Here is a 9,230-nt window from a genome sequence, read left to right as displayed (position 1 = left end):
GGTGACAATTACCAGCTAGCCTTTTTCAGACCCGGAATTTCACCGCGCATAGCGGCTTCACGGACCTTGATACGGCTCAACCCGAACTTCCGCAGGAAAGCGTGCGGACGACCAGTTTGGCGGCAGCGATTACGCTGACGAGACGGGCTGGAATCACGCGGCAGAGTCTGCAGCTTAAGAACCGCATCCCAACGATCTTCGTCGGATGAGTTCACACCAGAGATGATAGCTTTCAATTCCTCGCGTTTAGCGCGGTATTTTTCAGCCAGTTTCACACGAACAACTTCGCGTGCTTTCATGGATTGCTTAGCCATTAGTAACCCTACCTTACTTGCGGAATGGGAAGTTAAAGGCGGCCAACAGCGCACGGCCTTCATCATCGGATTTCGCAGTAGTGGTAATGGTAATGTCCAAACCACGAACGCGATCGACTTTATCGTAGTCGATTTCCGGGAAGATGATCTGCTCACGCACACCCATGCTGTAGTTACCACGACCATCGAATGACTTGGCAGACAAGCCACGGAAGTCACGAATACGCGGTACAGCAATGGAAATCAGACGCTCAAGGAACTCCCACATGCGTTCGCCACGCAGAGTTACTTTACAGCCGATCGGATAGCCCTGACGGATTTTGAAGCCTGCAACAGATTTGCGTGCTTTGGTGATCAACGGTTTTTGACCGGAGATTGCTGCCAGATCAGCTGCTGCGTTATCCAGCAGTTTCTTGTCAGCGATCGCTTCACCAACACCCATATTCAGGGTGATCTTCTCGACCCGAGGGACTTGCATGACAGAATTGTAGTTAAACTCAGTCATGAGTTTTTTAACTACTTCGTCTTTGTAGTAATCATGCAGTTTCGCCATCGTACTACTCCAAATTACTTGATAGTTTCGCTGTTAGATTTAAAGAAACGGACTTTTTTGCCGTCTTCGAATCTAAAGCCTACACGGTCAGCCTTACCAGTTGCCGCATTGAAGATTGCAACGTTAGAAACTTGAATTGCAGCTTCTTTTTCAACGATGCCGCCTGGTTGGTTCAGGGCCGGAACCGGCTTCTGATGTTTTTTAACCAGGTTAATACCTTCAACAATGACCTTACTAGCAGACAGGACATTTTTTACTTTACCGCGCTTACCTTTATCTTTGCCGGTTAGCACGATAACTTCGTCATCACGACGGATTTTCGCTGCCATGATTCGCTCCTTAAAGTACTTCTGGTGCCAGAGAGATAATTTTCATGAACTTCTCATTACGCAGTTCACGAGTTACCGGCCCAAAAATACGCGTACCGATAGGCTGTTCGCTGTTATTGTTTAAAATAACGCAAGCATTGCCATCGAAGCGAATGACAGAACCGTCCGGGCGACGAACACCCTTCTTGGTGCGCACCACTACCGCCTTCAGAACATCGCCTTTTTTCACCTTACCGCGAGGAATTGCTTCCTTGATGGTAATTTTGATGATATCGCCGACGCCTGCGTAGCGACGGTGCGAGCCACCTAGAACCTTGATACACATTACGCGACGTGCACCGGAATTATCGGCCACATTCAGCATAGTCTGTTCTTGGATCATTTTAGTGCTCCGCTAATGTCAACTACTACTTTAGGACCCTTTCGGGCCATTAAATACCCCATAATTGAGGGCGCAGCATTATAACACCGCTTCCTTGGTATGGGTAGAAAAAATAAACGGCCCTTTGCAGAGCCGTTTATCATAAGAGAAGAGCGCTACTTTATTACAGAATCGCTTTCTCTACAACGCGAACAAGTGTCCAAGACTTAGTTTTGGACAGCGGACGGCATTCGCGGATTTCAACCACGTCACCGATACCGCATTCATTGTTCTCGTCATGTACGTGCAGCTTAGTCGTACGCTTGATGAATTTACCGTAAAGCGGGTGTTTCACAAAACGTTCGATAGCAACAACCATGGATTTCTCCATTTTGTCGCTTACAACACGACCTTGCAGAGTACGGATTTTATCGGTCATTACGCACCCGCCTTCTCAGTCAGTAAAGTCTTAACACGTGCAATATTGTGACGCACTTGTTTTACCAGGTGAGTCTGTTGCAACTGACCACTGGCAGCCTGCATACGCAGGTTAAATTGCTCGCGCAGCAGGCCGAGCAGTTCAGTGTTCAGCTCTTCGACGCTTTTTTCACGCAGCTCATTTGCTTTCATTACATCACCGTCTTAGTTACAAAGGTGGTTTTGATAGGCAGTTTCGCTGCTGCCAGTTGGAATGCCTCACGGGCTAACTCTTCCGGCACACCGTCCATTTCGTACAGGACTTTACCTGGCTGAATCAAGGCAACCCAATATTCCACGTTACCTTTACCTTTACCCATACGAACTTCAAGCGGTTTCTCGGTGATCGGTTTGTCCGGGAATACACGGATCCAGATCTTACCTTGACGCTTAACAGCACGGGTCATGGCACGACGTGCAGCTTCGATTTGACGAGCAGTCAGGCGACCGCGGCCAACAGCTTTCAGACCGAAAGTGCCGAAGCTAACATCCGTACCCTGCGCCAGACCACGGTTGCGGCCCTTGTGCACCTTACGGAATTTTGTACGCTTTGGTTGTAACATCAGCGACTCTCCTTACTTGCGGCCTTTACGCTGCTGCTTTTTAGGTTGAGCAGCCGGTTTTTCCGGTTGTTCAACGGCAGCCATACCACCCAGGATCTCACCTTTGAAGATCCACACTTTCACACCGATAACACCATAAGTGGTGTGCGCTTCGGAGGTGTTGTAGTCGATATCCGCACGCAGTGTATGCAACGGAACACGACCCTCACGGTACCATTCGGTACGCGCGATTTCAGCGCCGCCAAGACGGCCACTTACTTCAACTTTAATACCTTTAGCGCCCAGACGCATGGCATTCTGTACCGCACGCTTCATAGCACGACGGAACATCACACGACGCTCCAGCTGAGAAGTGATGCTGTCAGCAACCAGTTTTGCGTCCAGTTCAGGTTTACGAACTTCTGCGATGTTGATCTGTGCAGGTACGCCAGCGATATCCGCTACGACTTTGCGCAGTTTTTCAACATCTTCACCTTTCTTACCGATCACGATACCCGGGCGAGCAGTGTGAATAGTCACACGGATGCTTTTTGCCGGACGTTCGATAACGATACGGGAAACGGAAGCCTTCTCCAGTTCCTTCGTCAGGTATTTACGAACTTTAAAGTCGCTGTCCAGGTTGTCAGCGAATTCTTTGGTATTCGCATACCAGGTAGAGTTCCAAGGTTTGACAATACCCAGGCGAATACCATTAGGATGTACTTTCTGACCCATTGCTAGTCTCCAGAGTCTCAGCGATCGGACACAACCACAGTAATGTGGCTGGTACGCTTCAGGATGCGATCCGCACGACCTTTAGCACGCGGCATAATGCGCTTCATGCTTGGGCCTTCGTCAACGAAGATTTTCGCGACTTTCAGATCATCAATGTCAGCGCCATCGTTGTGTTCTGCGTTAGCAATAGCAGACTCCAGCACTTTTTTAACCAGACCAGCAGCTTTCTTGTTGGTATAGGTCAGAACTTCCAGAGCTTGCGACACTTTCTTACCGCGAATCAGGTCTGCCACCAGGCGAACCTTTTGAGCAGAAGAACGAGCGTGGCGATGTTTAGCGATAGTTTCCATCTCTTCCTCCTACCTTAGCGCTTCTTGGCCTTTTTGTCGGCCGCATGGCCGCGATAAGTACGAGTCGGCGCGAATTCACCCAGTTTGTGACCGACCATTTCATCGGAAACAAACACCGGTACGTGCTGACGACCATTATGGACAGCGATGGTCAAACCGATCATGTTTGGAAAGATCGTTGAACGACGGGACCAAGTGCGCAAAGGCTTCTTGTCACCGCTTTCCACCGCTTTCTCTACCTTCTTCAGCAAGTGCAGGTCAATAAATGGACCTTTCTTGAGAGAACGTGGCATGGTTTATCCTCTAAGATTATTTAGTACGGCGACGTACGATAAATTTATCAGTACGCTTGTTGCTGCGGGTCTTCTTACCTTTGGTCTGAACGCCCCACGGACTAACCGGGTGCTTACCAAAGTTACGACCTTCACCACCACCGTGTGGGTGGTCGACTGGGTTCATTGCCGTACCGCGAACGGTAGGACGAACACCACGCCAGCGTGCAGCACCTGCTTTACCCAGAACGCGCAGCATATGCTCAGCGTTGCCAACTTCGCCCAGCGTAGCGCGGCAGTCGGATTCGACTTTACGCATTTCGCCAGAACGCAGACGCAGGGTAACGTAAGAACCGTCACGAGCAACGATCTGAACGTAAGCACCAGCAGAACGAGCCAACTGGCCGCCTTTACCTGGTTTCATTTCTACGTTGTGAACCGTTGAACCGACAGGAATGTTACGCATTGGCAGGGTGTTACCCGCTTTAATCGCAGCATCAACGCCAGATTGGATCTGGTCGCCGGCTTTCAGGCCTTTCGGCGCCAGGATGTAACGGCGTTCGCCGTCTTTGTACAGAACCAGCGCGATATTCGCGGAACGGTTCGGATCATACTCCAGACGCTCAACAACCGCAGGAATACCATCTTTATTGCGTTTAAAGTCAATCAGACGATATTGCTGTTTATGACCACCACCAATGTGACGGGTAGTGATGCGGCCATTGTTGTTACGGCCACCGGATTTGCTGTTCTTTTCCAGCAACGGGGCATAAGGTTTGCCCTTGTGCAGCTCAGGGTTAACCACTTTAACAACGTGGCGACGACCCGGAGATGTCGGTTTACATTTAACAACTGCCATTGTCTTTCTCCTCCGACTTACTCAGCGCCGCCGATGAAGTCCAGATTCTGGCCTTCTTTCAGGGTGACGTAAGCTTTTTTCCAGTCGCTACGACGACCAATACGCTGTCCGTGACGCTTAACTTTACCCTTAACTACCAGGGTGTTTACGTCTTTAACTTCTACTTCGAACAGTTTCTCGACAGCAGCAACGATCTCTGCTTTAGTCGCGTCTTTAGCAACTTTGAGAACGATGGTGTTAGTTTTTTCCATCGCGGTAGATGCTTTTTCAGATACGTGCGGCGCGCGCAGTACTTTCAGCAGACGTTCTTCACGGATCATGCCAGCATCTCCTCAACTTGCTTGACTGCGTCAGCAGTCATAACGACTTTGTCGAAGGCGATCAGGCTAACTGGATCGATTGCAGCTGCATCACGCACGTCAACCTTGTACAGGTTACGCGCAGCCAGGAACAGATTCTCATCCAGTTCACCGGTAATGATCAGCACGTCTTCCAGTGCCATTTCTTTCAGTTTCTGAGCCAGCAACTTAGTTTTCGGTGCTTCTACAGAGAACTTCTCGACAACGATCAGACGATCTTGACGTACCAGTTCGGACAGGATGCTTTTCAGCGCGCCGCGGTACATCTTTTTGTTAACTTTCTGACTGTGGTCCTGAGGCTTAGCAGCGAAGGTCACACCACCGGAACGCCAGATCGGGCTCTTAATAGAACCAGAACGCGCACGGCCAGTACCTTTCTGACGCCAAGGTTTTTTACCGGAACCAGTTACTTCAGCACGGGTCTTCTGGGCGCGAGTACCTTGACGGGCACCTGCTGCATAAGCAACAACAACCTGGTGTACCAGCGCTTCGTTGAAATCACGACCGAAGGTAGTTTCGGAAACAGTCAGCGCGCTTTGCGCGTCTTTCAATACTAATTCCATTGCTATCTCCTCACGCCTTCACAGCTGGTTTAACGATCAGGTCGCTACCGGTAGCTCCCGGTACAGCACCTTTAACCAGCAGCAGGTTGCGCTCAGCGTCAACACGCACTACGTCCAGGCTCTGAACAGTTACACGTTCGTTACCCAGCTGGCCTGCCATTTTCTTGCCTTTGAACACTTTGCCCGGAGTCTGGTTCTGACCGATAGAACCCGGAACGCGGTGGGACAAGGAGTTACCGTGAGTAGCATCCTGAGTACGGAAGTTCCAGCGCTTAACTGTGCCGGCAAAACCTTTACCTTTAGATGTACCAGTAACGTCTACTTTTTTAACGTCCGCGAAAATTTCAACACTGATGCTCTGACCTACAGTGAACTCTTCGCCTTCAGACAGACGGAATTCACGCAGAGTACGGCCAGCTTCTACGCCAGCTTTAGCAAAGTGACCTGCTTCTGGCTTGGTAACACGGTTTGCTTTTTTAGCACCAGTAGTTACTTGCACAGCGCGGTAACCGTCGTTAGCCAGGTCTTTAACCTGAGTGACGCGGTTTGCTTCAATTTCGATAACGGTTACAGGGATAGATACGCCATCTTCAGTGAAGATACGGGTCATACCCACTTTTTTACCGACTAAACCAATCATTGTTTCAACCTCTCAATCGCTCAATGACCTGATTAACCCAGGCTGATCTGCACGTCTACACCAGCAGCCAGATCCAGACGCATCAGAGCATCAACGGTTTTCTCGGTTGGCTCAACGATGTCAACCAGACGCTTGTGAGTGCGAATCTCGTACTGATCGCGCGCATCTTTATTGACGTGCGGAGAAATCAGAACGGTAAAGCGCTCTTTGCGGGTCGGCAGCGGGATCGGACCACGTACTTGCGCACCAGTGCGCTTAGCAGTCTCGACGATTTCCGCAGTTGATTGATCAATCAAACGATGATCAAACGCTTTCAGGCGGATACGGATTCTTTGGTTCTGCATGAGACCAGAGCTCCAATTATTTATAAACGTAAATAATTACTCCTCACACCCATTTCGATTGATGGGGGAGTGTAATCGTTAGCACATAACCCCCATATCGGGAGTATTGTTTTGGTCAATAAATGAATATTAACCCCTGATTCTGATTGAATCAGGCTTACCTTGTTTTGGTAAGCTCGCGCATTATACGCAAATTGGCTGAGGAAGCAATAAGCAGGATAAAATGATTTTAAACGCGGCCGGAGCGATGTGTCTGAGTCCGGCCGGAGTTAGGCTATAGGGCACATAAGAGATTTATGATGCCATGTTACTCAGCTTTCAACTGAGCTTGAAGATAGTTTTGTATACCAAGGCGTGAAATCAAATCCAACTCAGTTTCTAACCAGTCGATGTGCCCTTCTTCATCAGCAAGAATTTCTATCATTAAATCCCTGCTGACGTAGTCATGCACCGAATCGGCATAGGCAATCGCCTCGCGCAGATTCTTTGCGCCATCCAACTCAAGTTGAAGATCAGAACGTAAAATCTCTTCGACATCTTCACCAATATTTAACTTACCCAAATCCTGTAAATTCGGAATGCCTTCAAGAAACAGGATACGTTCAATGTAGCGATCTGCGTGCTTCATTTCGTCAATAGACTCATGATATTCGTGATCGTTAAGACGGGTTAAGCCCCAGTTTTTAAACATGCGGGCATGAAGAAAATATTGGTTAATGGCTACCAGCTCGTTGCCCAATAACTTATTCAGGTATGTAATGACTTTTTTATCGCCTTTCATGACATGCTCCTCCGCTCCAGTTCTTAAAGTGTAGAACCGGTAAGCAGAGAGTCAAAAAAACGACCCTACATTTTATGCTACTTCATACATGTCAGGAATTTTAGCTTGCTCTTCCTCGAAAATGACACGCGCCTGACGAATGCATTTACCACAGTCTGTCCCAATAGGAACGAGTTTGCGTAGTTGCTGCATAGATTGAGGCTGGTGCTGACGAACAGCATTACGAATAGTTTTGTCAGAAATTGCGTTGCACAAACAAACATACATACCAGAATGACTCATTGTTATCGCGAGTGTCTTTCACGCTACCTTTCGGAACACTGCAACGGTATTTGAAACCGCTCCTAGCGATTTTTTAACCAATCGAGTCATTGTAAATAAGAATTGTTTTTATTTCAATTTACATCTGATCGTTCAGATGTAAAAAATAGCCGGAAGCAATTTTCAATGTTGCTTACGACGATACGACGGGTGTAGCTCTGAATCTCCGCCATAAAAAAAGGCACCGAAGTGCCTTTTTCATGCATTAAGCTTATCAGCGATTAAGCGATAACTTTAGCAACAACGCCCGCGCCTACTGTACGGCCGCCTTCACGGATTGCGAAACGCAAACCGTCATCCATCGCGATTGGGTGGATCAGGGTAACAACCATTTTGATGTTGTCGCCCGGCATTACCATCTCTACGCCTTCTGGCAGTTCGATGGTGCCCGTTACGTCAGTTGTACGGAAGTAGAACTGAGGACGGTAGCCTTTGAAGAACGGGGTATGACGGCCGCCTTCATCCTTGCTCAGGATATACACTTCTGATTCGAACTTGGTGTGTGGCTTGATTGAACCCGGCTTAGCCAGTACCTGACCACGCTCGATTTCTTCACGCTTGATACCACGCAGCAGAACACCAACGTTCTCACCTGCACGACCTTCGTCCAGCAGTTTGCGGAACATTTCTACGCCAGTACAGGTAGATTTCGCGGTGTCTTTGATACCCACGATTTCAACTTCTTCACCGACTTTAACGATACCGCGCTCTACACGACCGGTAACAACGGTACCACGGCCAGAGATAGAGAATACGTCTTCGATTGGCAGCAGGAACGGCTTGTCAATGGCACGCTCTGGTTCTGGGATATAAGAATCCAGGTGCTCTGCCAGTTCGATGATTTTTGCTTCCCACTCAGCTTCGCCTTCCAGCGCTTTCAGCGCAGAACCACGAACGACTGGCGTGTCGTCGCCTGGGAAGTCGTACTGAGACAGCAGCTCACGCACTTCCATCTCAACCAGTTCCAGCAGCTCTTCGTCATCAACCATGTCACATTTGTTCAGGAACACGATGATGAAAGGAACGCCAACCTGACGACCCAGCAGGATGTGCTCACGAGTCTGAGGCATTGGGCCGTCAGTCGCAGCAACAACCAGGATCGCGCCGTCCATCTGGGCAGCACCGGTGATCATGTTTTTCACATAGTCGGCGTGTCCTGGGCAGTCAACGTGCGCGTAGTGGCGAGACGGGGTATCGTATTCAACGTGAGACGTGTTGATGGTGATACCACGTGCTTTTTCTTCTGGCGCGTTATCGATCTGGTCGAATGCACGCGCGTTACCACCGTAGGTTTTAGCCAGAACGGTAGTGATTGCAGCAGTCAGAGTAGTTTTACCATGGTCAACGTGGCCGATAGTACCGACGTTAACGTGGGGTTTTGTACGTTCAAATTTTTCTTTAGACACGGCGATATTCCTTACTCAAATGCT

18 protein-coding genes are annotated in these 9,230 nt (G+C 49.0%); all 18 read right to left on the bottom strand.

Annotation, left to right across the window (positions count from 1 at the left end; all coding sequences use genetic code 11):
* Window positions 1-8: 8 nt before the first annotated feature.
* Window positions 9-314, bottom strand: coding sequence for a 30S ribosomal protein S14 (rpsN, locus tag R9X49_RS19585; protein ID WP_010286114.1), 306 nt, complete (start codon window positions 312-314; stop codon window positions 9-11).
* Window positions 315-327: 13 nt separating this feature from the next.
* Entirely contained in the window at window positions 328-867 is a 540-nt protein-coding gene (rplE, locus tag R9X49_RS19580) for a 50S ribosomal protein L5 (RefSeq protein WP_005970265.1), read from the bottom strand.
* A gap of 14 nt (window positions 868-881) precedes the next feature.
* Window positions 882-1,196 (bottom strand): 50S ribosomal protein L24, encoded by a 315-nt coding sequence (rplX, locus tag R9X49_RS19575; protein ID WP_015841924.1) that lies wholly within the window; start codon window positions 1,194-1,196, stop codon window positions 882-884.
* A 10-nt stretch (window positions 1,197-1,206) separates the two neighbouring features.
* Entirely contained in the window at window positions 1,207-1,578 is a 372-nt protein-coding gene (gene rplN, locus R9X49_RS19570) for a 50S ribosomal protein L14 (protein WP_000613954.1), read from the bottom strand.
* 163 nt (window positions 1,579-1,741) lie between these two features.
* Window positions 1,742-1,996, bottom strand: a complete 255-nt coding sequence (rpsQ, locus tag R9X49_RS19565; RefSeq protein ID WP_011095505.1) for a 30S ribosomal protein S17 — start codon at window positions 1,994-1,996, stop codon at window positions 1,742-1,744.
* The gene (gene rpmC, locus R9X49_RS19560; RefSeq protein WP_005970272.1) at window positions 1,996-2,187 is read right to left on the bottom strand and encodes a 50S ribosomal protein L29; all 192 of its coding nucleotides are present in this window, start codon (window positions 2,185-2,187) and stop codon (window positions 1,996-1,998) included. The genes rpsQ and rpmC overlap by 1 nt, the downstream gene beginning before the upstream one ends.
* Window positions 2,187-2,597 carry a 50S ribosomal protein L16 gene (rplP, locus tag R9X49_RS19555; protein ID WP_005970273.1) on the bottom strand — a complete coding sequence of 137 codons (411 nt, stop codon included), beginning with the start codon at window positions 2,595-2,597 and terminating at the stop codon, window positions 2,187-2,189. The genes rpmC and rplP overlap by 1 nt, the downstream gene beginning before the upstream one ends.
* A 12-nt stretch (window positions 2,598-2,609) precedes the next feature.
* Entirely contained in the window at window positions 2,610-3,311 is a 702-nt protein-coding gene (rpsC, locus tag R9X49_RS19550; RefSeq protein WP_005970274.1) for a 30S ribosomal protein S3, read from the bottom strand.
* Window positions 3,312-3,328: 17 nt separating this feature from the next.
* Entirely contained in the window at window positions 3,329-3,661 is a 333-nt protein-coding gene (rplV, locus tag R9X49_RS19545) for a 50S ribosomal protein L22 (RefSeq protein ID WP_180743836.1), read from the bottom strand.
* Window positions 3,662-3,675: 14 nt separating this feature from the next.
* Complete coding sequence (gene rpsS / locus R9X49_RS19540) at window positions 3,676-3,954, bottom strand: 30S ribosomal protein S19 (protein ID WP_004929772.1); 279 nt, start codon at window positions 3,952-3,954, stop codon at window positions 3,676-3,678.
* Between the two features lie 16 nt (window positions 3,955-3,970).
* Window positions 3,971-4,792, bottom strand: coding sequence for a 50S ribosomal protein L2 (gene rplB, locus R9X49_RS19535; protein WP_010286179.1), 822 nt, complete (start codon window positions 4,790-4,792; stop codon window positions 3,971-3,973).
* Between the two features lie 17 nt (window positions 4,793-4,809).
* Window positions 4,810-5,112, bottom strand: coding sequence for a 50S ribosomal protein L23 (rplW, locus tag R9X49_RS19530; protein ID WP_005970277.1), 303 nt, complete (start codon window positions 5,110-5,112; stop codon window positions 4,810-4,812).
* Window positions 5,109-5,714 carry a 50S ribosomal protein L4 gene (gene rplD, locus R9X49_RS19525; RefSeq protein WP_015841926.1) on the bottom strand — a complete coding sequence of 202 codons (606 nt, stop codon included), beginning with the start codon at window positions 5,712-5,714 and terminating at the stop codon, window positions 5,109-5,111. Before rplD ends, rplW begins: the two co-directional genes overlap by 4 nt.
* A gap of 10 nt (window positions 5,715-5,724) precedes the next feature.
* Window positions 5,725-6,354, bottom strand: a complete 630-nt coding sequence (gene rplC / locus R9X49_RS19520; protein ID WP_010304941.1) for a 50S ribosomal protein L3 — start codon at window positions 6,352-6,354, stop codon at window positions 5,725-5,727.
* Between the two features lie 32 nt (window positions 6,355-6,386).
* The gene (gene rpsJ / locus R9X49_RS19515; RefSeq protein ID WP_001181005.1) at window positions 6,387-6,698 is read right to left on the bottom strand and encodes a 30S ribosomal protein S10; all 312 of its coding nucleotides are present in this window, start codon (window positions 6,696-6,698) and stop codon (window positions 6,387-6,389) included.
* Window positions 6,699-7,005: 307 nt separating this feature from the next.
* The gene (bfr, locus tag R9X49_RS19510) at window positions 7,006-7,479 is read right to left on the bottom strand and encodes a bacterioferritin (RefSeq protein ID WP_319849987.1); all 474 of its coding nucleotides are present in this window, start codon (window positions 7,477-7,479) and stop codon (window positions 7,006-7,008) included.
* 72 nt (window positions 7,480-7,551) lie between these two features.
* Complete coding sequence (gene bfd, locus R9X49_RS19505) at window positions 7,552-7,746, bottom strand: bacterioferritin-associated ferredoxin (protein WP_039349749.1); 195 nt, start codon at window positions 7,744-7,746, stop codon at window positions 7,552-7,554.
* A 275-nt stretch (window positions 7,747-8,021) separates the two neighbouring features.
* Complete coding sequence (gene tuf / locus R9X49_RS19500; protein ID WP_012772931.1) at window positions 8,022-9,206, bottom strand: elongation factor Tu; 1,185 nt, start codon at window positions 9,204-9,206, stop codon at window positions 8,022-8,024.
* Window positions 9,207-9,230: the final 24 nt, after the last annotated feature.

Source organism: Pectobacterium carotovorum, assembly GCF_033898505.1.
GTDB lineage: Bacteria > Pseudomonadota > Gammaproteobacteria > Enterobacterales > Enterobacteriaceae > Pectobacterium > Pectobacterium carotovorum_J.
This window is presented reverse-complemented; position numbering and strand designations above follow the sequence as displayed.

Excerpts from the sequence above, each read along its gene's own strand:
- rpsN (WP_010286114.1), bottom strand. The coding sequence starts at position 314 with ATGGCTAAGCAATCCATGAAAGCACGCGAAGTTGTTCGTGTGAAACTG.
- rplE (WP_005970265.1), bottom strand. The coding sequence starts at position 867 with ATGGCGAAACTGCATGATTACTACAAAGACGAAGTAGTTAAAAAACTC.
- rplX (WP_015841924.1), bottom strand. The coding sequence starts at position 1,196 with ATGGCAGCGAAAATCCGTCGTGATGACGAAGTTATCGTGCTAACCGGC.
- rplN (WP_000613954.1), bottom strand. The coding sequence starts at position 1,578 with ATGATCCAAGAACAGACTATGCTGAATGTGGCCGATAATTCCGGTGCA.
- rpsQ (WP_011095505.1), bottom strand. The coding sequence starts at position 1,996 with ATGACCGATAAAATCCGTACTCTGCAAGGTCGTGTTGTAAGCGACAAA.
- rpmC (WP_005970272.1), bottom strand. The coding sequence starts at position 2,187 with ATGAAAGCAAATGAGCTGCGTGAAAAAAGCGTCGAAGAGCTGAACACT.
- rplP (WP_005970273.1), bottom strand. The coding sequence starts at position 2,597 with ATGTTACAACCAAAGCGTACAAAATTCCGTAAGGTGCACAAGGGCCGC.
- rpsC (WP_005970274.1), bottom strand. The coding sequence starts at position 3,311 with ATGGGTCAGAAAGTACATCCTAATGGTATTCGCCTGGGTATTGTCAAA.
- rplV (WP_180743836.1), bottom strand. The coding sequence starts at position 3,661 with ATGGAAACTATCGCTAAACATCGCCACGCTCGTTCTTCTGCTCAAAAG.
- rpsS (WP_004929772.1), bottom strand. The coding sequence starts at position 3,954 with ATGCCACGTTCTCTCAAGAAAGGTCCATTTATTGACCTGCACTTGCTG.
- rplB (WP_010286179.1), bottom strand. The coding sequence starts at position 4,792 with ATGGCAGTTGTTAAATGTAAACCGACATCTCCGGGTCGTCGCCACGTT.
- rplW (WP_005970277.1), bottom strand. The coding sequence starts at position 5,112 with ATGATCCGTGAAGAACGTCTGCTGAAAGTACTGCGCGCGCCGCACGTA.
- rplD (WP_015841926.1), bottom strand. The coding sequence starts at position 5,714 with ATGGAATTAGTATTGAAAGACGCGCAAAGCGCGCTGACTGTTTCCGAA.
- rplC (WP_010304941.1), bottom strand. The coding sequence starts at position 6,354 with ATGATTGGTTTAGTCGGTAAAAAAGTGGGTATGACCCGTATCTTCACT.
- rpsJ (WP_001181005.1), bottom strand. The coding sequence starts at position 6,698 with ATGCAGAACCAAAGAATCCGTATCCGCCTGAAAGCGTTTGATCATCGT.
- bfr (WP_319849987.1), bottom strand. The coding sequence starts at position 7,479 with ATGAAAGGCGATAAAAAAGTCATTACATACCTGAATAAGTTATTGGGC.
- bfd (WP_039349749.1), bottom strand. The coding sequence starts at position 7,746 with ATGTATGTTTGTTTGTGCAACGCAATTTCTGACAAAACTATTCGTAAT.